Consider the following 24,289-nt stretch of genomic DNA (forward strand, 5'->3'; position numbering starts at 1 on the left):
ACTCAAAGTGCCGGCCGAGTCAGGGGCCTGCTGGCCCCGCCGATCAGCCTTCCAGGTGGTACTGGGTCACGCGCTCGACTTCGTTCTTCGAGCCCATCACCACGCTCACGCGTTCGTGCAGCTGACCCGGCTGGATCTCCATGATGCGCTGCTTGCCGTTGGTCGACGCACCACCGGCCTGCTCGATCAGGAAGCTCATGGGGTTGGCTTCGTACATCAGGCGCAGCTTGCCGGGCTTGGTCGGCTCGCGCTTGTCCCAGGGGTACATGAAGATGCCGCCACGGGTCATGATGCGGTGCACATCGGCCACCATCGAGGCGATCCAGCGCATGTTGAAGTCTTTGCCGCGCGGGCCTTCCTTGCCCTGCAGGCATTCGTCGATGTAGCGCTTGACCGGGGCATCCCAGTGGCGCAGGTTCGACATGTTGATGGCGAATTCCTTGGTGTCGGCCGGGATCTGCACGTTGTCGGCGGTCTGCACGAACGAGCCCTGCTCGCGGTCGAGGGTGAACATGGCCACGCCATGGCCCACGGTCAGCACCAGGGTGGTCTGGGGGCCGTACACGCAGTAGCCAGCGCACACCTGTTCGGTGCCCGCCTGCAGGAAGCTGTCGTTGCTGACTTCGCCGCCCTTGTGCTTGAGCACCGAGAAGATGGTACCGATGCTCACGTTCACGTCGATGTTGCTGGAGCCGTCGAGGGGGTCGAACAGCAGCAGGTATTCGCCTTGCGGGTAGTGCAGCGGCACGGCGTGCATGTCGTCCATTTCTTCAGAGGCCATGCCGGCCAGGTGGCCGCCCCATTCGTTGGCTTCGATCAGCACTTCGTTGGCGATGATGTCCAGCTTCTTCTGGACTTCGCCCTGCACGTTCTCGCTGCCGGCGGTGCCCAGCACATCACCCAGGGCGCCCTTGTTGACGCTGATGGCGATGCCCTTGCAGGCGCGGGCGACCACTTCGATCAGCAGGCGCAGTTGCGGGGGCAGTTGCGCGTCGCCGCGCTGCTGCTCGATCAGGTACTGCGTGAGGCTCTTGCGTTTGCTCATGGTGTTCTGCAATGGTGTGGATGTTCGGGGATGCGTTCAGTCCTGCAGGGCACGCGTGATGATCTCGCGCACGTCGTCGGACAGGTCGGTCTTGGCGGCCACGCGCTTGAGCGCTTCCTGGGCGGCCGAGCGGTAGGGCTCGGCCAGGCGGCGCCAGTGGTCCATGGCGCGGGCCAGGCGCGAAGCCAGCTGCGGGTTGATGCCGTCGATCTCGATGACGCGGTCGGCCCAGAACACGTAGCCGGCCGCATCGGCCCGGTGGAAGGCCGCCGGGTTGCTCTGGCACAGCGCCATCAGCAGGCTGCGGGCGCGGTTGGGCGTGCGCAGCGTGAAGTCGGGGTGCTGCATCAGGGCCTTGATGCGGGCAAAGACCTGGCCGTCTTTCTCGGGGGCCATGGCCTGCAGGCTGAACCACTTGTCGATGACCAGGGCCTCGTCCTTGTACTGGGCGTGGAAACGCTCCAGGGCCTGGTCGGCCAGCTCGGCGTGGCTGTTGACCAGGGCGGCCAACGCACCGAAGCGGTCGGTCATGTTGGTGGCGTCCTTGAAGCGCTGCAGCGTGCGCCCCACCCACACGGGGTTGTGGCGCGTGGCGCCGTCCAGGCACAGCATGCCCAGGGCCAGGTTGGCCAGGGCGCGGCGGCCCATGCTGGTGGCGTCGGGCGAATAGCCGCCGTTGTCGGCATGCTGCTCGTAGGCCCACACCCAGTCGTCGTGCAGGGCGTGCGCCAGCTGCAGCTTCATGGTTTCGCGGGCCGCGTGGATGCGCTGCGGGTCGACCACTTCCAGGTGCTCGGCCACATAGCCTTCGCTCGGCAGGGTCAGCACCAGCTCCTTGAAGGCGGCGTCCAGCTCGGGGTGGCGCAGCACGGCGCGCAGGGCCACCACAAAGTGCTCGTCCACCTCGGTCTGGCCGGTGGTGCGCACGGCACGCAGCAAGCGGCGCAGGGCCAGCTTCTGGGCGGCTTCCCAGCGGTTGAAGGGGTCGTGGTCGTGCTGCAGCAGGGTGAACAGGGCATCGTCACCCAGCTCGGTTTCCAGCACCACCGGGGCCGAGAAGCCCCGCATCAGCGAGGGCACCGGCTCGGCGGGTACGTGCACGAAGGTGAAGACTTGCTCGGCCTCCGACAGCACCAGCACGGTGTTCTTGCCGCGCGGCAGGGCTTCGCCTTCCAGGTGCAGTTCAAGGTTGCGGCCGTCAGCGGCCACCAGGCCCATGGCCACCGGGATCACGAAAGGCTGCTTGCTGGGCTGCCCGGGGGTGGCCGGGCAGGTCTGCGTCAGGCGCAGGGTGTACTGGCGGTGCTCGGCGTTGTACTCGCCATGGGCCTGCACGCGCGGGGTGCCGGCCTGGCTGTACCAGCGCTTGAAGGCATCAAGGCGCTGGGCCAGTTCGCTGCCGGGGTTGGCATCGGCAATGGCCTGGGCGAACTGGTCGCAGGTGGCGGCCTGGCCGTCGTGGCGCTCGAAGTACAGCTTCATGCCGGCGCGGAAGCCCTGCTCACCCACCAGGGTGTGCATCATGCGCACCAGCTCGGCCCCCTTTTCGTACACGGTGGCCGTGTAGAAGTTGTCGATGGCCAGGTAGCTGTCGGGGCGCACCGGGTGGGCCATGGGGCCCGCGTCTTCGGGGAACTGCAGCTGGCGCAGGGTGCGCACGTCTTCGATGCGCTTCACAGCTCGGGCGCTGGGGCTGCCGGCCATGTCCTGGCTGAACTGCTGGTCACGGAACACCGTGAGGCCTTCCTTCAGCGACAGCTGGAACCAGTCGCGGCAGGTGACGCGGTTGCCCGTCCAGTTGTGGAAGTACTCGTGGGCCACCACGCTTTCCACGTTGCCAAAATCGACGTCGGTGGCGGTGGCGGGGTTGGCCAGCACGAACTTGGTGTTGAAGATGTTCAACCCCTTGTTCTCCATCGCGCCCATGTTGAAGTCGCTGACGGCGACGATCATGAAGCGTTCGAGGTCCAGGCTCAGGCCGTAGGTGTGCTCGTCCCACGCGATCGAAGCGATCAGCGAGTTCATCGCGTGTTCGGTCTTGTCGAGGTCACCGGCGCGCACGTAGATCTGCAGCAGGTGCTCATGGCCCAGGCGGGTGCGCACGCGCTGTTCGCGGCGCACCAGGTTGGCGGCCACCAGGGCGAACAGGTAGCTGGGCTTTGGGTGCGGGTCTTCCCACACGGCGTAGTGCTTGCCGCCGTCCAGGCTGCCTTCTTCCACCAGGTTGCCGTTGGACAGCAGCACCGGGAAGCGCACCTTGTCGGCCTTGAGGGTCACCTTGTAGGTGGCCATCACGTCGGGGCGGTCGAGGAAGTAGGTGATGCGGCGAAAGCCCAGGGCCTCGCACTGCGTGAAGAAGCCACCGCTGCTGGTGTACAGGCCCGACAGCTGGGTGTTTTTCTCGGGAGCGCAGGTGGTGCGGATCTCCAGGCCAAAGGCCTGCGAGGGCAGGTTCTCCAGCACCAGCTGCTGGTTCTCCACGCGGAAAGACACAGGCTCGCCATCGACCAGCACCCGCGTGAGGTTGATGTCTTCGCCGTCGAGACGGAGGGGAGCGCCCGGTTGCTCGGGATTGGGTTCGACGGTCATCTTGTTGATGACCAGGGTCTTGGCCGGATCGAGGTCGAAGCTCAGATCGACGGTGCGGATCCAGTGCGAGGGCTGGGTGTAGTCCTCGCGGCGGATCAAGGTGGCAGTGCCTTCACGCATGAAGTTTCCTTGGGTGACGTTCGTCAGATGCCTTGTTTCAGGCTGGCCTCAATGAACTGGTCGAGATCGCCATCGAGCACCTTCTGGGTGTTGGAGATTTCGACGTTGGTGCGCAGGTCCTTGATGCGGGACTGGTCGAGCACGTACGAGCGGATCTGGTGGCCCCAGCCCACGTCGGTCTTGGTGTCTTCCAGCTTTTGCTGCTCTTCCATGCGCTTGCGCATTTCATGGTCGTACAGGCGCGAGCGCAGGCGCTTCCAGGCCACGTCGCGGTTGCTGTGCTGCGAACGGCTGTCCTGGCACTGCACCACGATACCGGTGGGCACGTGGGTCAGGCGCACGGCCGAGTCGGTCTTGTTGATGTGCTGACCGCCCGCACCCGAGGCGCGGTAGGTGTCGGTGCGCACGTCGGCCGGGTTGATGTCGATCTCGATCGAATCGTCGATTTCGGGGTAGCAGAACACCGAAGCGAACGAGGTGTGACGGCCACCCGACGAATCGAACGGCGACTTGCGCACCAGGCGGTGCACACCGGTTTCGGTGCGCAGGAAGCCGAAGGCGTATTCGCCTTCCACCTTGATGGTGGCGCTCTTGATGCCGGCGGTGTCGCCGTCGGTGATGTCTTCGACCGTGGGCGTGAAGCCCTTGCGTTCGCAGTAGCGCAGGTACTGGCGCATCAGCATGCTGGCCCAGTCGCAGGCCTCGGTGCCGCCAGCGCCGGCCTGGATGTCGATGAAGCAGTTGCTGGGGTCGGCCGGGTTGCTGAACATCCGGCGGAATTCCAGGCCTTCCACATCTTTCAGCAGGGTCTGCACGTCGTCATGGATGGACTGCAGGCCGGCCTCGTCGCCCTCTTCCTTCGACATCTCGTACAGCTCGGCGTTGTCGGCCAGGGCGCTGGTCAGGTTCTCGATCACGAGCACCACGTCTTCCAGCGTTTTCTTTTCCTTGCCGAGGGCCTGGGCCCGCTTGGGGTCGTTCCAGACGGCGGGGTCTTCGAGTTCGGCGTTGACTTCGCTCAGGCGGCGGGATTTTTCATCCCAGTCAAAGATACCTCCGGAGCTCAGCGGTGCGCTGAGTCAGGTCGGCGATCTGGGTGCCCAGGGCGTTGATGAATTCGATGTCCATGGTGTGCGGTGCTCAGTATTCGGGAAATGCCGGAGATTTTCTCACGAGGCCAGCAGGAAGTCGGCCATCAGGCGGGCCAGTTCTTCAGGCTGGTCATGGTGCAGCATGTGGCCGGCCCCGGCGATGGTCTGCAGCGTGAAATTCGGCACCACCTTGCTGCGCTCGATGAACTCGTCGCGGCTGTACTTGCCGTTGAAGAACATGAAGTACAGGGTCTGGTCGCCCTCGACAAACAGCACAGGCGCCGAGATGCGGCGGAAGAAGGTCAGCACCTCGGGGAGGCGGTACAGCAGCGGCTGAGGGCGCTTGTGGGCCGGGTCGGCATTGAGCACCCAGCGGCCACCCACTTCGTGCGCCCAGTGCCCCGCCAGCCAGCGGGCGTGGGTGTCGCGCAGCAGGGGGTTGGTGGCCTTGAGGCGGTCGGCCACTTCGTCGAGCGTGGCGTAGTCTTTCAGCCGGGCCGGCTTCTTGAGGGCATCGAACCACTCTTCGTAGCGCTTGACGGCCATTTCGGGCGGCATGTCGGGCATGCCGAAGCCCTCCAGGTTGATCAGCTTGCGGATGCGCTGGGGGCGCAGGCCCGCGTACAGCATGACCACGTTGCCTCCCATGGAATGGCCCACGAGGTCAATGGGGGCCGTAGGCGACAACTCGTCAATCAGAAAGTCGAGGTCGGCCAGGTAATCGGCGAACCAGTAGTTGTCGGCGCCCGAGTTTTCGGTCAGGCCGAAGCCGCGCCAGTCCAGCGCCACGATGGGGCGGTGCTCGAAGCCCGGCCGTGCGCGCAGGGCATCGACTGCAAACTGGAACGAGGCCCCCACGTCCATCCAGCCATGCACCAGCACCAGCAAGGGGGCCTCGGGGGTGGCGGTGGCCGGATCACCCCAGCACATCAGGTGGTGGCGCAGGCCGCGCAGGTTCACGAAGCGGGACGTGGCCTCGTGGGTGGCCTGGTACAAGGGATCGAAGGGGGTGGCGCTCATGGAATGTGATTTTTGACCGCAGGACACCCCCGCGGTCAGATAGGATTTTCAGACGACGAAATGGTCGCTCGGTGACTGCATTGGTTTTTAACCTAAGCTCGAAGCTTCCGCGCATGCACAGGTGTCGATTTGCTCTCTTCTGCCGATTTCCCAAGCCCTGAAACGCCGCAGCCCCTCCGGGCCCGTGGCGCTTTCGCACCAGTGGCTGCGGGTGTGGCGCTGGTGGCGGCTGTGAGCCTGGCCATGCTGGCCTGGTCGCACCGCCAGTGGGAAGCCTTGCAGGCCGACAGCGTGCTGTGCCAGCAGCAACTGGGCCGTGCGCAGATGCGGCTGCAAGCGGCAGAACTCGGCCTGAGCCGCCTGGCGCAGGGTGAGAACCCTTCCGCCGACATGGCACGCGTGACCGGCCCGCTCGACCAGGCCATTGACATCGCACGCCGGCATGCCGTGCATGACCACCCTCGCGCACTCAGTGGGCTGCCGACGCAGATGCCCGAGCCCACCAGCCAGACGCAGTGGCAGGCGCTGGCCGACCAGTTGCTGGTGATCCGACAGCATTTCCCCCAAGCTGATGCCCCCCGCCTGCAAGCCCTGATGCCTGCCATGCGGGACGCTCAGCGCACCCTCGATCAGATCGAGAAGACCGTGCAGGCCGAGCTGCGGGCAGACGCCCGGCGCCAGCAGCAGTTCGACCAGGTCAGCCTGTCGCTGGTGCTGGCCATGACGGCTGCCGTGATCTGGCTGCTGTACCGCAGTCACCGGGCGCGCCAGGATGCCACTGAACAGCTGGCCCTGCGCGAGGCGCAACTCAGCGCCATCGCCAACTCGCTGCCCGACATTGCCTTCCTGATGGACCAGGACGGCCGCTACCTGCAGATCTACGGCATCAACTCGCCGCTGCTGGGTCGCCCCCGCGAGGAGCTGCTCAACAAGCCGCTGCGCGAGTTCTTCCCGCCCGAGACCACCGAGGTCTTTCTGAACGTGATCCGCCGCACCCTGGAGAGCGGCCAGCCCCAGGCCCTGAGCTACCCGATCCGCGTGCACGGCCACCTGCGCCATTTCGACAGCCGCTGCGCACCGGTCACCGGCACCGACCTGGTCATCTGGACGGTGTGGGACGTGTCGGCCCGCCGCCGCGCCGAGCAGCGCCTGATCCACATGACCCGGTTGTACGACTTCCTCAGCCATGTCAACCAGGCCATCGTGTGGGCCCGCACGCAAGACGACCTGCTGGAGCGTGTGTGCCAGGCCGCCATTCACCACGGACGCTTCAAGCGCGCCTGGGTGTGCCTTGATGAACTGGGTGATGGCGTCTTCGAATGCCGCGCCCACGCCGGTCTGGTCAATGAGCAGCCCGAGTCACTGACCATCACGGTGCCAGAGCGCCGTGCCGATGCGTCGCCCATGGCCCTGGCGCTGATGGAGGGGCGCGCCTTCCATGGCACCGACCTGAGCCAGATCAGCCGCCCGATGCCCTGGGTGCCCTTGATGCTCGATGCGGGCCTGTCGGCCTGCGCCATGCTGCCGCTGACCGTGAACCAGCAGGTGTGCGGCGTGCTGGTGCTGGTCGATCAGCAGCTCAACACGCAAGACCAGGACGAAAAGGCCCTGCTGGACGACGTCAGCGCCGACCTGTCGTTCGCGTTGGGCAACCTGCAGAAGGAAGCCCTGCGCGAACAGACCGAAGACCGCATCCGCCTGCATGCCGCTGCGCTGCAAAGCTCGCACGACGGCATGGTGGTGCTGGACCGTGCCAAACGGCTGGTGTCGATCAACCCGGCCTTCACCAGCATCACGGGTTACGACGAGGCCGACGTGCTCGGCACCACCCCCGAGTTCCTGTTGCCCGATCAGCCGCAGGAACTGCTGGCCACCATGCGCCGCACGATCCGCACCGAAGGCAGCTGGCAAGGTGAGGTGTGGTGCCAGCGCAAGAGCGGCGAGCTGTTCTCGGCCAATGTGTCGGTCAGCGCCGTGCGCGACGGCAAGGGCCTGCCCAACCACTTCGTGGCCGTGCTTGCCGACATCACCCAGCTCAAGCAGACCGAGGCCCGCCTGGCCCGCATGGCCCACTACGACCCGCTGACCGAGCTGCCCAACCGCAGCATGATCCACCAGCGGCTGGAGCACGCCCTGAGCCTGGCCGCTCGCCACCAGACCCTGATGGCGCTGCTGTTCGTCGACCTCGACAACTTCAAGACCGTCAACGACAGCCTGGGCCACGAAGCCGGCGACATCCTGCTCAAGCAGGTGGCCGAGCGCCTGAGCCAGCGCGTGCGCCAGGAAGACACCCTGGGCCGCCTGGGCGGTGACGAGTTCGTGCTGGTGCTGGAACACCTGCGCCACCCGCAACAGGCCGCCCATGTGGCACAGGCCGTGATCGACACCCTGTCGGCCCCCTTCGAGCTGGGTGAAGGCGATGCCGCCGAGGTGTATGTGCGCGCCAGCGTGGGCATCAGCCTCTTCCCCAACGACGGCGTGCGCGCCGCCGACCTGATCCGCCAGGCCGATGCGGCCATGTACCAGGCCAAGCGCCAGGGTCGCAACACCTTCCGCTTCTACACCGAGTCGATGACCTCGCAGGCCACCGACCGCCTGCAGCTGGAAACGCGCCTGCGCCGCGCGGTGGAGCAACGCGAGTTCCTGCTGCACTACCAGCCCCTGATGGACCTGAACACGCGCCGCGTGGTGGGCGTCGAAGCCCTGGTGCGGCTCAAGGGCCCGCAGGGCGGCGAAGCCTGTCTGCCGTCCATCGGGCCTGACCTTTTCATCCCGGTCATGGAAGACACCGGCATGATCGTGGCACTGGGTGAATGGGTGCTGCGCGAAGCCTGTCGCCAGGGCCGTGTCTGGCTCGATGAAGGCCTGGAATTCGGGCGCCTGGCCGTGAACATCTCGCCCAGCGAGATCCGCCGCGGCGGCGTGATCGAGCGCGTCACGCGCATCCTCAAGCAGACCGGCTTCCCGGCCAACCGCCTGGAGCTGGAGATCACCGAAAGCGGCCTGATGGAGCACGGCGAAAACGCCGACCTGTTCCTGCAGCAGCTGCACCAGATGGGCGTGTCCATTTCGATCGACGACTTCGGCACTGGCTATTCATCGCTGGCCTACCTCAAGCGCTTCCCGGTGCATCAGCTCAAGATCGACCGCAGCTTCGTGCAGGACCTGCCCGGCAATGCCAACGACGCACAGCTGGTCAGCACCATGATCTCGCTGGCCCACAACCTGCGCATGCGGGTGGTGGCCGAGGGCGTGGAAATGCCCGACCAGGAGGCCTTCCTGTGCGCCAAAGGCTGTGACATGGCCCAGGGCTATTTGTTCAGCCGCCCCCTGCCCGCCGCACACGTGGAAAAATTGCTGGGCAGCACACGCTCGCAATGGAGCGAACTGTCTTCGCTCTGACCCTTCGTCCACCTCACTCCCCCTGATCCCATGAGTCAAGCCTCTGCCGCCGTGCCACTGGGCACGGTGCTGGCCTCGCGCCAGCGCCTGAACGACACCACCCTGCGCTTCACCGTGGGTGACGACTGGGGCCAGGGCCGCACCGTGTTCGGCGGGCTGCTGTCGGCCCTGGCCGTGCAGGCCATGCGCGACGTGTGCGGCAGCGACTGGCCCCTGCGCGCGCTGCAGACCAGTTTCGTGGGCCCTGTGGCCTTTGGTGCGGTCGATGTGCAGGTGCACCTGCTGCGCCAGGGCAAGCATGTGCGCCAGGTGCAGGCCCATGTCACCCAGCCGGGAGCCGACGGCACCCCCGTGGTGGCCGGCGTGCTGCTGGCCGTGTTTGGCAACGCCCGCGACAGCTCGGTGCCGCCCATGCTGCCGAGCCAGCCGCCCGTGGCCAAGACCCCGGACGAATCGCTGAAGGCCCCGTTCATCCCCGGCCTGACGCCCAATTTCACGCAGCACGTGGAGTTCAGCCTCGCCGAAGGCGCCTTCCCCTACATGGGCGCCGAAGGCTGGGAAACGCGCACCCACGTCCGCCTGAAGCAGGCCGAAGGGATCGATGCCGAACTGCTGACCGTGGTCCACGCCGACGCGGGCCCCACCCCGGCCCTGGCCCGCATGAGGGCCCCCGCCCCAGCCAGTTCGGTGTCATGGGCGCTGGAGCTGCGCCCCGTGCCCGGTGCCGATGTGGCGGGCCACTGGCGCATGGACAAAGATGCCCTGGCCAATGGCGAGGGCTATGTGAACGAGCGCACCCTGCTGTGGACCCCTGACGGGCAACTGGCCGCCTTCGGCTACCAGGTCGTGGCCGTGTATGGCTGATCGGGCGCCTGGCCCGCGATCGGTCTGGCATCTGTTCATGGCCTTCACCGGCCTGGCCATGCAGGGCTTTGGTGGCGTGCTGGCCGTGGCCCAGAAAGAGCTGTGTGACCGCCGCGGCTGGCTGACGCAGGCCGAGTTCCTCGAGTTGCTGAGCACGGCCCAGGTGATGCCCGGGCCCAATGTGTGCAACCTGTCCCTGATGATCGGTGACCGGTTCTTCGGCTGGCGTGGTGCGTGTGCAGCCCTGGGCGGCATGATCGCCCTGCCTATGGTGCTGCTGCTGACGCTGGCCTGGCTGGTGGGTCTGGCACCGCAGGCCTCGGCCACCCACGGCATGGTGCTGGGCGCACTCAAAGGCATTGCGGCCGTGGCCGGTGGGCAGATCATCGGCACCGTGCTGAAGCTGTCGAAGCCATTGAACGCGCACCCGCTGGGCCTGCCCGCCGCCATGGGCCTGGCCGCCGCGGCCTTTGTGGCCATGGTGGTGCTGAAATGGCCTTTGCTGTGGGTGCTGCTGGGCCTGGGGTTGGTGGCGTGTCTGTGGACGGGCCAACGCCTGCGCGCACAGCAAGCCCCCATGCCAACAACATCGAAAGGCCCGCCATGAACCCGGTGGTGTGGTCGTGGAGCCCCGACACCTGGTGGACGCTGTTCGGCCACTTCATCGGCCTGTCGCTCATGTCCATCGGCGGGGCCATCACCCTGGTGCCCGACATGCACCGCCGCCTGGTGCTGGAAGACCACCTGCTGTCGCCCGAACAGTTCACCTCGTCGGTGGCGCTGGCGCAAGCCGCCCCGGGCCCCAACGTGCTGTTCGTGGCCCTGATGGGCTGGTACAGCGCCGGGGTGGCGGGCGCCATGGCCAGCATGCTGGGCATCATGCTGCCCTCGGCCACCCTCACCTTGCTGGTGTCGCGCTGGGTGGCCACGCGCAAGCACCTGCTGGCCGTGCAGGCCTTTCAAAGCGGCATGACGCCCGTCACGGTGGGCCTGCTGCTGGCCACGGGCTGGCTGCTCACGCCCCCGGTGCACGAAGTGCGGGGCCTGCTGCTGGCGGCGGCCGTGGCCCTGGTGGTGTGGCGCACCAAGGTGCAGCTGATCTGGCTGGTGGCCGCGGGCGCCGTGCTGGGCGCGCTGGGCTGGGTCTGAGCCCGGTGCACCCATGATGGGCCTGTGGCGCCCACTGCAAGTGGCCTGGTGGCGGCACATGCACCCGGCTGGCGATAATGCGGCCATGAGCACCGCCCTCGACATCCAGCACCTGCCCGAACAGCACACGTTTGCCGCCGTGGTCGATGGCCACCGCTGTGTGGCCGACTACCGCCTCGACGGCGGCGTCATGCGCATGACCCACACCTTCGTGCACCCGGCCCTGGAAGGGCGTGGCATTGCCGCCCAGCTGGTGCAGGCGGCCTTCGCGTGGGCACGCGCCCAGGGCCTGAAGGTCGACCCGGTGTGCAGCTATGTGCGGGTGTACCTCAGGCGCCACCCCGAGTGGCACGACCTGCAGGCCTGAGCCGCAACAGGATCTCGCGGGCCATGAGGTCGGCCGCGCCCTGGTGCGCCTGAGCAAAGACCAGGCACCGTGCCTGCCGTTCGGCTGCCGAGCCTTCCTGCAGCCAGGCCAGCGCCTTGGCCACCCCTTCGGGCCAGTCGCGCGCACGCCGCGCCGCATCGGCGGCCAGACTCAGTTCGGCCGCTTCCTCGAAGTTGAACGTCGAAGGCCCCACCACGATCGGGCAGCCACAGGCCGCCGCTTCGATCAGGTTCTGCCCACCCAAGGGCGCAAAGCTGCCACCCAACAAGGCCATGTCACTGGCCGCAAAGTAGGCCGGCATTTCGCGCATGGAATCGCCCAGCCACACCTGGGCCTGCAGGGCCTGCGCATCGGGCGCGTCACCCACCCACTGGCTGCGCCGCGACAGGCTCAGGCCCGAGGCCTGCACCCGCATGGCCACTTCATCGAAGCGTTGCGGATGCCTCGGCACGATCAGCAAGCGTGCGCCCGCGGGCTTGCGGGCCGCTTGCCATGCGGCCAGCAAGCTGGCCTCCTCGCCTTCGCGGGTGCTGGCGGCCATCACCAGGTGCGCATCAGGCACCTGCGCCTTCAAGGCCTGCTGCCAGGCGCGGCCCCGCGCCAGCAAGGCCGCATCTGGGCTCATGTCGAACTTCACGTTGCCGCACACGCGCAAGGCCTGCAGGCCATTGGGTGAAGCGCCCTGGAGCAGCTGCGCGAGGCGGCGGGCGTCGGCATCGGTCTGGGCCAGCACCGCCGCCAGCGCCTGCGCGGCCGGCTTCATCAAGGCCGACAACCTCAGGCCCTGGCGCAGGCTTTTCTCGCTCAGCCGGGCATTGGCCAGCACCATGGGCACACCGGCTTCCAAGGCCTGGTGCTGCACATTGGGCCACACCTCGGTTTCCATCAACACGCCCACCTGCGGGCGGTGAAAGCGCAAGAAGCGCCACACGGCGCCGGGCGTGTCATAGGGCAACCAGGTCTGCATGTCGCCATGCTCGGCATTGAGCAGGGCCTTCCCGGCTTCACGGCCGGTGGCCGTGGTGTGGGTCAGCAGCAGGCGCATGCCGGCGCACTGTCGGCGCAGGGCCTGAATGAGGGGCACCGCAGCGCGGGCCTCGCCCAGCGACACCGCATGCACCCACACCACAGGGCACGCGTCTCGAAAGCCCTCGGCACCGCGCCATTGCGCGCGGTAGGCCTTGTCGTACCAGCCCAGGCGCTGCCACCAGTTCAGGCGGTAATCGGGCTCTTCGCGGCCACGGGCCCACACCCGCCACAGGTAGGCGGGCGTGCCCAGGCGAAGCACCCATGAATAGGCCTGGCGTGCAAGCCAGGCCTGGGCAGGAGACGGGGTCAAATCAGCCACTGCAGAGAAATTGAAGCCCCGATCATAGGGCAGCCCCTGCGGTGGCGAGCCGCCTGCAAGGCAGGCCCGCCAGAGGAACGGTCAGTGAACCGATGAACGAGCCGATCGGTGCCCGATCAGTGGGCTGACGCACCCACATGGGCGTCGGGCTTGACCGACAGGATCTGGCCCATGAAGGCCTCGCGGATGCGCTCCAGCGCCTCAGGGGTCTTGCCTTCGAAGCGCAGCACCAGCACCGGGGTGGTGTTGGAGGCACGCACCAGGCCGAAGCCGTCGGCGTAATCGGCACGCAGGCCGTCGATGGTGGTCACTTCCTGGGCGCCATCAAAGCGCGCCACCTGACGCAGCTTCTCGATCACGGCGTGGTGCTCGCCTTCGGCGCAAGGCACGTTCAGCTCGGGGGTGCTGAAGCTGGTGGGCAGGGCATTGAGCACGGCGCTGGGGTCGACCTCGCGCGACAGGATTTCGAGCAGGCGGCCGGCCGTGTAGGTGGCGTCGTCGAAGCCGTACCAGCGCTCCTTGAAGAAGATGTGGCCGCTCATTTCGCCGGCGAACGGCGAACCGGTTTCCTTCAGCTTGGCCTTGACCAGCGAATGGCCGGTCTTGTACATCACGGGCTCGCCGCCAGCGGCACGGATCACTTCGGCCAGCTGCTGGCTGCACTTCACGTCGAAGATGATCTTGCCGCCTGGCACGCGGCTCAGGATGTCGCGGGCAAACAGCATGATCTGACGGTCAGGGAAGATGTTGTTCCCTTCTTTCGTGACCACGCCCAGACGGTCGCCGTCACCGTCGAAGGCCAGGCCCAGATCGGCGCCCTGAGCCTTCACGGCGTTGATCAGGTCGACCAGGTTCTCGGGCTTGGAGGGGTCGGGGTGGTGGTTGGGGAAGTCGCCATCGACTTCGGAGTACAGCTCGGTGACCTCGCAACCCAGGGCGCGCAAGATGCCGGGCGCCGATGCGCCGGGAATGCCGTTGCCCGAATCGACCACGATCTTGAGCGGGCGCGACAGCTTGCAGTCACCCACGATGCGCTGGGTGTACTCGGGCAGCACGTTGAGTTCGGTCAGGCCGCCCTCGCCGCTGGCGTAGTCTTCGGCCTCGATGCGCTGGCGCAGGCCCTGGATGTCGTCACCGTAGATGGCCTTGCCGGCCAGCACCATCTTGAAGCCGTTGTAGTCCTTCGGGTTGTGGCTGCCCGTGACCTGGATGCCGCTGTGGCAGCCCTGGTCACCGCGGGTGGCGGCCACGTAGTACAGCATGGGGGTGGTCACGGCGCCCAGGTCGATCACGCTGATGCCGGTGCTGCGCAGGCCCTTGATCAGGGCGGCGCTGAGCGAGGGGCCCGACAGGCGACCGTCACGGCCGATGGCAACGGCCTTTTCGCCCAGCTTCAGGGCTTCGGTGCCAAAGGCGCGACCCAGGTGCTCGGCCACTGCCTCGTTCAAGGTCTGGCCCACGATGCCCCGGATGTCATAGGCCTTGAAGATGGAGGCAGCGACTTGCATGGAATTCCTTAGCTGACTGAATGGATGGACGTTGATGTCTTGTGGTCGACATTCTATGGACGGCGCCATGGGTGTGACCGACCGAAGCGCTTCAAGTTTCATGCCTGCGCGTGAATCCCCCGTGAACACATGCCCCCGAAAGGACGACGCGCTCAGCGGTTACGATGGAGGATTCGGGTGTCTGGGCACCCCTGGTGTCGGAGACCCTCATGAGCTACAGCGCGCAGTCCACCGTCCTGACCCCCCTGGGTGACATGCTGCTGGCATGCACCCCGCGTGGGCTGGCGGGCGCGTGGTTCCTGGAGGGGCAGAAAGACACGCCCGACACACTCGAAGGCGTGCCCTATCGCCCGCAAGACTCGCTGCTGAGTGAAGCAGCCGAGCAGATCTCTGCGTACTGGCAAGGCCAGCTGCAGCGATTTTCCATGCCACTGGACCTGATCGGCACGGCCTTCCAGGTGTCGGTGTGGCAGCACCTGCTGAACATTGGCCATGGCCAGCACCAGACCTATGGCGACGTGGCGCGCGCGCTGGGCAGCCCCAAGGGCTTTCGGGCGGTGGGCATGGCTGTGGGACGCAACCCGCTGTCGATCGTCGTGCCCTGCCACCGCGTGATGGGCCAGGACGGCTGGCTGACCGGGTACTCCGGCGGTCTGCACCGCAAGGTGGCCCTGCTGCAGCACGAAGGCGTGGCGCTGGACGGGCAAAGGGTGCTGGCCCAGCCCGCCGCATGAGCCCACGCGACGCGCTGGTCTTTCTGCTGCTGGCGGCCATCTGGGGTGGCAGCTTCCTGTTCCTGCGTCTGACGGCTCCGGCCCTGGGCCCCCTGGCCGTGGCCGCCCTGCGCACCACGGGTGCAGCGCTGGTGCTGCTGCCCCTGGTGCTGTGGCAGGGGCAATGGCGCGCCTTGCAACCGGTGTGGCGTACGGTGCTGGTGTCGGCCATGTTGTCATGCGTGCTGCCCTTCATGGGCCTGAGCTGGGCGGCGCAGCACCTGCCCGCCGGCCCGCTGTCGGTGCTCAATGCCACCGCGCCGATGTGGAGCGCCTTGCTGGCCTGGGCCTGGCGGGGCGAAAGCCTCGGTCGCGCCAAGGCCTTGGGCCTGAGCCTGGGCTTTGGGGGCGTGATGTGGCTGGCCCTGCACCGCGGGGCCGATGCCGCCAGCCTGGACCCGCTGGCGGTGGCCGTGGCTTTGGGCTCGACCCTGATGTATGCGCTGGCCGTGGACCACAGCAAGCGGCACCTGCCGGGGCTGCCGCCGATCGCACTCAGTGCCGCCCTGATGGTGTGCACCGCCGCAGCGCTGCTCGGCCCTGCCCTGTGGTGGGGCCCGCAAGCAACCCTGCCCTCACCCACCGGCAGCCCCATGCCCGGGTCGGCCTGGGCCGAGGTCAGCCTGGGCGTGTGGGCGGCGCTGGCAGCCTTGGCCACGCTGTGCACCGGTCTGGCCTACGTGATGTTCTATGGCCTGATCGAACGCATCGGCCCCTCGACCGCCCTGAATGTGGTGTTCCTGATCCCACCATTCGGCATGTTGTGGGGGTGGCTGTGGCTGGACGAAGCCATCACGCTCGACATGCTGCTGAGCGCAGGCGTGATCGTGCTGGGCACCTTCCTGGCCAGCCGCGCGCCGGTTTCAGCAGGGGCACTCAAGCGGCCAGGCGCATCGACTGCGGAACACTGACCCCCATCCCCTTGGCCACCAGCCCGGGGAAACTCGAAAGCGGTAAAACCCCTTGCTGCAGCCAACCGTCGGTCCATGACGGATCGGCCAGCAGAAAACCATGGGCGTGATGGCCGCCTGTCTTGAAGGTGATGAGCTGGAAATGGTCGCCAAACCTCACATGCCTGGCCTGCCCCTGTCTCGACCAGCAGACCCGATCATCAGGTCGCGCCACCACGGTGTATGCGACTTTGCAGAACAGGCGCCCGCCGGACTCCGGGGTGCACGAGAACAACGCACGGCCATTGAGCGTCATGCTCGACAGCAGCTCGGAGACTTCAACCTGCTGAGCCGCAGTCAGTCCGTGCAGCATCATGTCCCGAGACATCAGGGGAGCCACCTCCACATGACCGAGACCGAGGGCCACCATCAGGCGCTGATGATCGAATGGGCGGTACAGGCAAAAGCCCTCCCCCTGGGAGTCACCTTCAAACGGCACCTGACTCAAACCGGTCATCACCATCACCCCCTCGGCGCCAACCTCTGCCACGGCCTCGCCGAGGATCTGGTCGTACACCACCAGGCCATGGGTCATGGGGTCGTCTCCAGGTCTCAGCTTGGCCTGGGCCAGCAGGTTGGGCTGCGCAAACAGCCCTGGATGACGAGGCGCCCAGTGCTCAGGCTCATGGGCTGTCCAGTAGTGGTGCTGGTAATGGGCCACGGCATTGAGAAACACCGATGTGTAGCGCGTCGCGTGCTTCCTGTGGAGGCTGAGCGTCAAGCGCCACAACAGAGCATCCAGCGCAGCAGGCACGCGCCAGGCGGCCCTGGGGTCCACCCGGGCTTGCAGATAGCAGCGGACCAGCGCGGCCAGTGAAGACACACCCACGCCAGCCCTGCGCAAGGCTCGAACGAAATCGACAGGGCTGCTTTCGATCTCGAGCGATGCATGGTGCCTGTGCACCCGCTCGGCGATGAACCGATGGATGGGGGCCAGGCTCGCTGGATGCGTGACATTGCGGGTGGACCAGGGGTCTGGAATGAAAAACTGGCCCGTGAACCCTTGGCTGCTGGCGTTCATCGGGGACACAAGGCCACAGGCAACCCCCGCCTCCTCCAGCAAGTCCCACACCTGGCGCATGGGTTGGTGTTGCGCATCCGACAGATGAACGGCGCCATGCTCGCTGCGTTCCAGCCCGGTGTGTGCGGTCACCCACTGGATCCAGGGCTCCAGGTTGTCACCGTGCTCATCGACCGCGGTGGTGACCATGGGGTGACGCTGCAGCAGCGCCTGGAAGTTCGGCAAACAACCTCTGGCGACCAGTCTGAGCAAGACCTCGGGGTTGACTTCATTGAGTTGCAGAACGATCAGTGCGCGATTCATGGTCGACCTTTCCCTGACGCTGTGCCCTTTCCCCGCGTGTGGACGGCGTGGATCGCCAGATCACACACGAAGCGGGCATTGCCCACGAGGTAGCGTCGCCACAGCCGCCCAGGCTCTTGCCACAGACGAAAGACCCACTCGAGCCCGTGAGCCTGCATCCATGCTGGCGCCCGCGTTTTGAGACCGGCGATCTGTGCAAATGCCAGCCCGACACCCACACACACACACGAGAGATCTGCTGCATGAGCGGCCATCCAGTGCTCCTGCTTGGGGCATCCCAGTCCCACCAGCAACACCGCTGCACCAGAGCGTTGAACCTCGCGCAACACCAGTGGGTCTCGCGGAGGGCGCTCGGGCAACTGTGGCGGAGAAATGCCGCCAGCGATCTGGAGACGGGGCCAGCGAGAGGCCATTGCGGTCTTCAGCATCTGGAGTTCGTGGGGAGTACCGCCCAAGAGGAACACGGACAGGCCATGCTGCTCGCACAGAGCGCACGTGTCCGACATGAGGTCTGGGCCATACACACGCTGTGCCCAAGGCTGCCCCAGCCACCTCTGCAGCACCCACACCAGCGGCATGCCATCGGTGAACACGTGGCGGGCCGACTGCATCAGCGCTGCGAGCGCGGGGTCACGCCGGGCGCGGGTGACCATGTCAACATTGGCCACACACACCACACCGCCGAGCTGGGCCCTGGCTGAATTCAGCACCGATTCCGCAGCACCCTGGCGGGTGGCTGCGTCAATGCGAACCCCATTGAGGTGGGAGATCCCTGCTTCCCTGTACTTCATGAAGAAAGCTTAAATGGGGCGCATCACGATGCCATTGAGGGAAACGCCAAGCAGCGAATCCACCGATGCCCCGCGAAAACAGCCGGGCTGAACGGCCAAAGCAAAAAGCCCTGATGCTTGCGCATCAGGGCTCTGCTTTCTTGGCGGAGTGGACGGGACTCGAACCCGCGACCCCCGGCGTGACAGGCCGGTATTCTAACCGACTGAACTACCACTCCGCGTCGGTGACGACTTCGGCTGATTGCTCAACCCAAGCGCCGTCAAAACTTGGCGTCCCCTAGGGGATTCGAACCCCTGTAGCCACCGTGAAAGGGTGGTGTCCTAGGCCTCTAGACGAAGGGGACTTCATCTGCAAATTGTAGCGAACCGAATCAACACCGTGCCTGCGACGCCTGGTTGGATGGTGGAGGTAAGCGGGATCGAACCGCTGACCTCTTGCATGCCATGCAAGCGCTCTCCCAGCTGAGCTATACCCCCCCGTGTCACCACGCAGGGCGCCGCACTGGCACCGAGACTGACTCTGTTCGACGCTGCTGTGTCACCAGCAACGCCAATGAAATACTTTGGCGGAGTGGACGGGACTCGAACCCGCGACCCCCGGCGTGACAGGCCGGTATTCTAACCGACTGAACTACCACTCCGCGTCGGTAACGACTTTGGCTGATTGCTCAACCCAAGTGCCGTCAAACTTGGCGTCCCCTAGGGGATTCGAACCCCTGTAGCCACCGTGAAAGGGTGGTGTCCTAGGCCTCTAGACGAAGGGGACTGAATCCTTCACCTCTTGCGCGACGCTCTGCCCAACACTGCAACCCGACACCATGTAAAATGGTGGAGGTAAGCGGGATCGAACCGCTGACCTCTTGCATGCCATGCAAGCGCTCTCCCAGCTGAGCTATACCCCCATCGAGCCAACTTGAAACCTTGCGGCTTCTTGCTGTTTCGCTGGTTTGCCCGGCTGCCTTGTTTTGTTCAAGGCGTCGTTCAAGCGAGAACGAAAGTATATACCGATTTTTTCAGGGCTGACAAGGCTGCCGAAAAAATTTTCAAACTTTCTGCAGGCGCTGGACCACCACGGCGCGGTCGAAGGCGGCCAGCACGGCGTCCACCGAAGGCGTCTGGGCACGACCGCACACCAGCAGGCGCACCGGGATGGCCAGCGCGGGCATCTTCAGGCCGAACTCGGCCAGGGTGTCCTTCAGGGCCTGGTTGATGGCGGCAGGCTCCCAGGCCAGCGCGGCATCGGCCAGGCGGGCGGCAAAAGCAGCCACGGCCGGCTTGACGGCGTCGGTCACCTTCTCGGCCAGTTCGGCCTCGGGGGCCTGCACGTCGGCCACGTACATGGTGAGGTGGTCGGCCAGCTCGACGGTGGTGTTGCAGCGGTCTTTGAACAGGCCACAGGGCACCAGCAGGCGCTCGGCGGCCACCTCGATGCCACGCGCCTTGAAATGCTTGACCACCAGGTCGGCCAGGCGGGCGTTGTCGGCGTGCTTCACGTAATGGGCGTTCACCCAGGCCAGCTTGGCGGCGTCCCACTGCGAGGGGCTCTTGCTCAGGTGCGAGCCGTCGAACCACGACACCATCTGTTCCATGGTGAAGAGCTCTTCGTCGCCGTGGCTCCAGCCCAGGCGGGCCAGGTAGTTCAGCATGGCCTCGGGCAGGTAGCCCATCTCTTCGTAGTTCGACACGGCCACGGCGCCACGGCGCTTGGACAGCTTGGTGCCGTCGTCACCCAGGATCACGGGCAGGTGACCGAACTGCGGCAGCTCGGCGCCCAGTGCGCGGTAGATGTTGATCTGCCAAGGCGTGTTGTTGATGTGCTCGTCGCCACGGAACACGTGGCTGATCTGCATGTCCCAGTCATCGACCACGACAGCGAAGTTGTAGGTGGGCACACCGTCGGTGCGCTGGATGATCAGGTCGTCGATTTCCTTGTTGGCGATGGTGATCGGGCCCTTGACCAGGTCGTCCCAGGTCACGGCGCCATCCAGCGGGTTGGCAAAGCGCACCACGGGCTTCACGCCTTCAGGCACGGGCGGCAAGGTCTTGCCGGGGGCCGGGCGCCAGCGGCCGTCGTAGCCGGTTTTTTCACCGCGGGCCTTTTGAGCTTCGCGCATGGCGTCCAGCTCTTCGGGCGTGCAGTAGCAGCGGTAGGCCGTGCCGTTCGCCAGCATCTGGTCGATCACCTGCTGGTAGCGGTCCAGGCGCTGCATCTGGTAGATCGGGCCTTCGTCGTAGCCCAGGCCCAGCCAGTGCATGGATTGCAGGATCTGCTCGACCGACTCCTGTGTGGAACGGGCCACGTCGGTGTCTTCGATGCGCAGCACGAACTGGCCACCGTGGTGGCGGGCATAGGCCCAGGAATACAGGGCGGTGCGGGCGGTGCCCAGGTGCAGGAAGCCGGTGGGCGACGGGGCGATCCGGGTGCGGACGGTCATGGGGGTCAACTTTGGAAATTCAGGCTGCTCAGGCCGCGCGCGAGGTCGGCTGTGAGGTCGTCGATGTGTTCAAGGCCCACGGCCACGCGGATCATGCCCTGCGTGATGCCGGCGGCCAGGCGCTGCGGCTCTTGCAGGCGCCCGTGCGAGGTGCTCGACGGGTGGGTGATGAGGGTCTTGGTGTCGCCCAGGTTCGAGGTGATCGAGCACAGGCGGGTGTGGTCGATCACATGGAAGGCGGCCTGGCGCAGACGCTTGGCGGCATCGTCGAGCACGGCCGGGGCCGGCACGGTGATGTCGCCCGCAAAGGGCTTGACGGTGAAGGACACCACCGCGCCACCGCAGCCGTTTTGCTGGGCCATGGCCAGGGCGTGCTGCGGGTGGCTGGGCAGGCCAGGGTAGAACACCTGGTCGACCGCGGGTTGCTGCTCCAGCCACTGCGCCAGCTTCAGCGCGTTGCTGCTTTGCGCCGCCATGCGGATCGACAGGGTTTCCAGGCCCTTGAGAACCACCCAGGCGTTGAACGGCGACAAGGTCATGCCGGCGCCGCGCAGCGTGGTCATCAAGGGGCCATTGACGATGGCATCCGGCCCGCAGATGGCACCGGCCAGCACGCGGCCCTGCCCGTCGAGGTACTTGGTGCCCGAGTGGATGATGAGGTCGGCGCCCATCTCCACCGGCTTTTGCAGCGCAGGCGTGCAAAAGCAGTTGTCCACGGCCAGCAAGGCGCCGCAGCCGTGGGCGATCTCGGCCAGGGCACGGATGTCGCAGACCTCGGTGAGCGGGTTGCTGGGTGTCTCGGCAAAGAACAGCCTGGTGTTGGGCCGGATGGCCTCGCGCCAGGCGTTCACATCGGTCTGTGACACGAAGGTGGTCTCGATGCCGAATTTGCCGAACTGCGTCTGCAGCAGCGTGATGGTCGAGCCGAACACGCTTTGCGAGCACACCACGTGGTCACCCGACTTCAGCAGCCCCATGATCATCATGAGGATGGCGCTCATGCCGCTGGCCGTGGCGATGCAGGCCTCGGTGCCTTCGAGGGCCGCCAGGCGGCGCTCGAACATCATGGTGGTGGGGTTGGTGAAGCGCGTGTAGACGAAGGCTTCTTCTTCGTTGGCAAAACGCGCAGCGGCCGTGGCCGCATCGGGGTGGTTGAAGCTGCTGGTCAGAAACAGCGCTTCGGAGTTTTCACCCCATTGCGTGGGCGGCAGGCCTTCGCGCACCGAGAGGGTCTCGATGCGGGCGTCGGCCGGCAGGTCCTTGCGCGGCAGCTTTTTCTTCTCGCGGTTCTCGGGAACTTGGGCCATGCGGGGCTCCTGGTGCCTGGGTTCGGCTGAGTGACCGGGTGGGGTCACTCGGCGCGGTTCTGCAAGGCCAGGCGCGAGTTGACGGCGTCTTCTTCGTCCTTCTGCGTCAGGCGTTGCGATTCGATGGCGGCAAAGTCGTCGGCGCTCACATCACCCGTGATGTAGATGCCGTCGAAGCACGAGGCCTCGAAGCCCTTGATCTTGGGGTTGAGCTGGCCCACCACGCGCTTCATGGCGTCGACATCCTGGTAGATCAGGGCGTCACAGCCGATGATCTGGCGGATGTCTTCCAGCGTGCGGCCATGGGCCACCAGTTCGGCCTTGGTGGGCATGTCGATGCCGTACACGTTGGGGAACTTCACGGGCGGCGCAGCCGAGGCCATGTAGACCTTGTTGGCACCGGCTTCACGGGCCATCTGCACGATCTCTTTCGAGGTGGTGCCGCGCACGATGGAGTCATCGACCAGCAGCACGTTGCGGCCCTTGAACTCCAGGCCGATGGCGTTGAGCTTCTGACGCACGCTCTTCTTGCGAACGCCCTGCCCTGGCATGATGAAGGTGCGGCCCACGTAGCGGTTCTTGACGAAGCCTTCGCGGTAGGGCTTGCCCAGGCGTTGGGCCAGCTGCATGGCCGACGGACGGCTCGATTCGGGAATGGGGATGACCACGTCGATCTCGTCGAGCGGCAGCATGGCCTTGACGCGCTCGGCCAGGGTCTCGCCCATTTCCAGGCGGGCCTGGTACACCGACACACCGTCGATGACCGAATCGGGGCGGGCCAGGTACACGTACTCGAACATGCAGGGGTTCAGCACGGTGGCCTCAGCGCACTGCTGGGCATGCACCACGCCGTCGAGGTCGATGAACAGGGCTTCGCCAGGGGCCACATCGCGCACGAAGCGGTGGCTGGTGCCTTCCAGCACCACCGACTCGCTGGCCACCATCACTTCACGGCCTTCGGGCAGGTCGGCCTCGCCGTAGCACAGCGGGCGGATGCCAAAGGGGTCGCGGAAGGCCACCAGCCCATACCCGGCGATCAGACAGATCACGGCGTACGAGCCCTTGATGCGCTTGTGCACGGCACGCACGGCCGTGAACACGGCAGCGGGGGTGAGTGGCAGGTCGCGGCCGGCCAGCTCCAGCTCGTGGGCGAACACGTTGAGCAGCACCTCGGTGTCGCTGTCGGTGTTGAGGTGGCGGCGGTCGATCTCGAACAGCTCCTGGCGCAGCGAGTGGGCGTTGGTCAGGTTGCCGTTGTGCACCAGCACCAGGCCGAACGGGGCGTTCACGTAGAAGGGCTGGGCCTCTTCTTCATTGAATGCGTTGCCAGCGGTGGGATAACGCACCTGACCCAGGCCCACGGTGCCTTGCAGGGCGCGCATGTTGCGGGTGCGGAACACGTCTTTCACCATGCCGCGGGCCTTGTGCATGAAGAACCGGCGGCCGTGGGCGTCGGGGCCGGCCGTGACAATGCCTGCTGCGTCCTGACCCCGGTGCTGCAGGAGCAGCAGCGAGTCATAGATCAGCTGGTTGACGGGCGTCTTGGAAATCACACCAACGATGCCGCACATGGAATCACCTCTTGTTCACGAACTCAGAAAAACTTGAAACCCCGGCAAGCCGGAGACCCTGGCCACCCGATCGTCAGGCAGCCTCAGGCAGGTACTGGCTGACACTGTCGGGCAGCATGGGCTTGAGGCCTTCCAGCAGCACGTGCATCCAGGGCACCGTGCGCGAGGCCACCCAGGGCTCCCAACGTGTCAGGGGGGTCATGCTGACAAGGGTGTACACCACCAAGGCCACCAGCAACCCGCGAATCAATCCAAAACCGGCACCCAGCAAGCGGTCGGTGCCGCTCAGACCCGAGGCCTTGATCACCTCGCGCAGGGCCCACGACAACAGCGCCCAGGCCAGCCACGCCGCCACGAAGGTGGTCATCATGCCGGCCAGGGCGTTCAGGCGGTCGCCCGGCGCGCCCACCGGCAACTGCAGGCCCACCTGGGGGCCGAACCACTGGGCTGCAAAGTAGGACACGCCCCACCCCATCAGAGACAGCACCTCGGTGATCAGGCCACGCCAGGCCCCCACCACCATGGAGAGCAGCAAGCCCAGGCCCAGCGCCATGTCGACGAGGGTCCACACGGGTTCAGGGCTGACGGTCAAGGTGGGTTCCATGCGGTACGCA

Annotated in this window: 19 protein-coding genes and 6 tRNA genes; 7 read left to right on the forward strand and 18 right to left on the reverse strand. The window is 66.2% G+C overall.

The features are described from left to right. Positions 1-43 precede the first annotated feature (43 nt). From EYS42_RS06645 to EYS42_RS06660, 4 genes are all read right to left on the reverse strand, one after another. Positions 44-1,045, reverse strand: coding sequence for a class 1 fructose-bisphosphatase (locus EYS42_RS06645; protein WP_130967051.1), 1,002 nt, complete (start codon positions 1,043-1,045; stop codon positions 44-46). A gap of 36 nt (positions 1,046-1,081) precedes the next feature. Continuing rightward, positions 1,082-3,754 carry an aminopeptidase N gene (gene pepN / locus EYS42_RS06650; RefSeq protein ID WP_130967052.1) on the reverse strand — a complete coding sequence of 891 codons (2,673 nt, stop codon included), beginning with the start codon at positions 3,752-3,754 and terminating at the stop codon, positions 1,082-1,084. A 23-nt stretch (positions 3,755-3,777) separates the two neighbouring features. Continuing rightward, positions 3,778-4,882, reverse strand: a protein-coding gene (gene prfB / locus EYS42_RS06655; RefSeq protein WP_130967053.1) for a peptide chain release factor 2 whose coding sequence is annotated in 2 segments (ribosomal slippage) — positions 3,778-4,800 and positions 4,802-4,882 — 1,104 coding nt in all. Because the reading frame shifts where the segments join, the coding sequence is not laid out codon by codon here. Between the two features lie 41 nt (positions 4,883-4,923). Next, complete coding sequence (locus tag EYS42_RS06660) at positions 4,924-5,865, reverse strand: alpha/beta fold hydrolase (RefSeq protein WP_130967054.1); 942 nt, start codon at positions 5,863-5,865, stop codon at positions 4,924-4,926. 129 nt (positions 5,866-5,994) lie between these two features. On the opposite strand from EYS42_RS06660, the gene EYS42_RS06665 reads away from it, so the two are divergent. From EYS42_RS06665 to EYS42_RS06685, 5 genes are all read left to right on the forward strand, one after another. Then, positions 5,995-9,267, forward strand: coding sequence for an EAL domain-containing protein (locus EYS42_RS06665; RefSeq protein WP_130967055.1), 3,273 nt, complete (start codon positions 5,995-5,997; stop codon positions 9,265-9,267). 30 nt (positions 9,268-9,297) lie between these two features. After that, positions 9,298-10,131 carry an acyl-CoA thioesterase gene (locus tag EYS42_RS06670; RefSeq protein ID WP_130967056.1) on the forward strand — a complete coding sequence of 278 codons (834 nt, stop codon included), beginning with the start codon at positions 9,298-9,300 and terminating at the stop codon, positions 10,129-10,131. A 37-nt stretch (positions 10,132-10,168) separates the two neighbouring features. Beyond that, positions 10,169-10,738, forward strand: coding sequence for a chromate transporter (locus tag EYS42_RS06675; protein ID WP_245503532.1), 570 nt, complete (start codon positions 10,169-10,171; stop codon positions 10,736-10,738). Continuing rightward, positions 10,735-11,280 (forward strand): chromate transporter, encoded by a 546-nt coding sequence (locus EYS42_RS06680; RefSeq protein WP_130967058.1) that lies wholly within the window; start codon positions 10,735-10,737, stop codon positions 11,278-11,280. Before EYS42_RS06675 ends, EYS42_RS06680 begins: the two co-directional genes overlap by 4 nt. 85 nt (positions 11,281-11,365) lie before the next feature. After that, positions 11,366-11,647, forward strand: coding sequence for a GNAT family N-acetyltransferase (locus tag EYS42_RS06685; protein WP_130967059.1), 282 nt, complete (start codon positions 11,366-11,368; stop codon positions 11,645-11,647). On the opposite strand, the gene EYS42_RS06690 is transcribed toward EYS42_RS06685, so the two are convergent. Beyond that, the gene (locus EYS42_RS06690; RefSeq protein ID WP_425358871.1) at positions 11,610-13,016 is read right to left on the reverse strand and encodes a 3-deoxy-D-manno-octulosonic acid transferase; all 1,407 of its coding nucleotides are present in this window, start codon (positions 13,014-13,016) and stop codon (positions 11,610-11,612) included. The two genes, EYS42_RS06685 and EYS42_RS06690, sit on opposite strands and share 38 nt — an antisense overlap. A 116-nt stretch (positions 13,017-13,132) precedes the next feature. Beyond that, positions 13,133-14,524 (reverse strand): phosphomannomutase/phosphoglucomutase, encoded by a 1,392-nt coding sequence (locus tag EYS42_RS06695; RefSeq protein WP_130967060.1) that lies wholly within the window; start codon positions 14,522-14,524, stop codon positions 13,133-13,135. 209 nt (positions 14,525-14,733) lie between these two features. On the opposite strand from EYS42_RS06695, the gene EYS42_RS06700 reads away from it, so the two are divergent. Continuing rightward, a complete protein-coding gene (locus EYS42_RS06700; protein WP_130967061.1) occupies positions 14,734-15,258 on the forward strand; it encodes a methylated-DNA--[protein]-cysteine S-methyltransferase in 525 nt (174 codons plus the stop codon). Beyond that, the gene (locus EYS42_RS06705) at positions 15,255-16,208 is read left to right on the forward strand and encodes a DMT family transporter (RefSeq protein ID WP_130967062.1); all 954 of its coding nucleotides are present in this window, start codon (positions 15,255-15,257) and stop codon (positions 16,206-16,208) included. Before EYS42_RS06700 ends, EYS42_RS06705 begins: the two co-directional genes overlap by 4 nt. On the opposite strand, the gene EYS42_RS06710 is transcribed toward EYS42_RS06705, so the two are convergent. From EYS42_RS06710 to EYS42_RS06765, 12 genes are all read right to left on the reverse strand, one after another. After that, complete coding sequence (locus EYS42_RS06710) at positions 16,174-17,571, reverse strand: hypothetical protein (RefSeq protein WP_130967063.1); 1,398 nt, start codon at positions 17,569-17,571, stop codon at positions 16,174-16,176. The two genes, EYS42_RS06705 and EYS42_RS06710, sit on opposite strands and share 35 nt — an antisense overlap. Further along, positions 17,568-18,362, reverse strand: coding sequence for a WecB/TagA/CpsF family glycosyltransferase (locus EYS42_RS06715; RefSeq protein WP_130967064.1), 795 nt, complete (start codon positions 18,360-18,362; stop codon positions 17,568-17,570). Before EYS42_RS06715 ends, EYS42_RS06710 begins: the two co-directional genes overlap by 4 nt. 141 nt (positions 18,363-18,503) lie before the next feature. After that, positions 18,504-18,580 (reverse strand) — tRNA-Asp (locus tag EYS42_RS06720). Positions 18,581-18,630: 50 nt separating this feature from the next. After that, positions 18,631-18,706, reverse strand: a tRNA-Glu gene (locus EYS42_RS06725). A 57-nt stretch (positions 18,707-18,763) separates the two neighbouring features. After that, positions 18,764-18,839: transfer RNA gene (locus EYS42_RS06730), tRNA-Ala, on the reverse strand. An 87-nt stretch (positions 18,840-18,926) separates the two neighbouring features. Further along, positions 18,927-19,003 (reverse strand) — tRNA-Asp (locus EYS42_RS06735). Between the two features lie 49 nt (positions 19,004-19,052). Further along, positions 19,053-19,128, reverse strand: a tRNA-Glu gene (locus tag EYS42_RS06740). Positions 19,129-19,188: 60 nt separating this feature from the next. Then, positions 19,189-19,264: transfer RNA gene (locus tag EYS42_RS06745), tRNA-Ala, on the reverse strand. A 141-nt stretch (positions 19,265-19,405) separates the two neighbouring features. Next, positions 19,406-20,797, reverse strand: coding sequence for a glutamate--tRNA ligase (gltX, locus tag EYS42_RS06750; protein WP_130967065.1), 1,392 nt, complete (start codon positions 20,795-20,797; stop codon positions 19,406-19,408). Positions 20,798-20,802: 5 nt separating this feature from the next. Then, complete coding sequence (locus EYS42_RS06755) at positions 20,803-22,104, reverse strand: O-succinylhomoserine sulfhydrylase (RefSeq protein ID WP_130967066.1); 1,302 nt, start codon at positions 22,102-22,104, stop codon at positions 20,803-20,805. A 44-nt stretch (positions 22,105-22,148) separates the two neighbouring features. After that, entirely contained in the window at positions 22,149-23,675 is a 1,527-nt protein-coding gene (gene purF, locus EYS42_RS06760; RefSeq protein WP_130967067.1) for an amidophosphoribosyltransferase, read from the reverse strand. A gap of 73 nt (positions 23,676-23,748) precedes the next feature. Next, positions 23,749-24,279, reverse strand: a complete 531-nt coding sequence (locus tag EYS42_RS06765; protein ID WP_130967068.1) for a CvpA family protein — start codon at positions 24,277-24,279, stop codon at positions 23,749-23,751. Positions 24,280-24,289: the final 10 nt, after the last annotated feature.

It is taken from the genome of Aquabacterium lacunae (genome assembly GCF_004310865.1).
Taxonomy (GTDB): domain Bacteria; phylum Pseudomonadota; class Gammaproteobacteria; order Burkholderiales; family Burkholderiaceae_C; genus Aquabacterium; species Aquabacterium lacunae.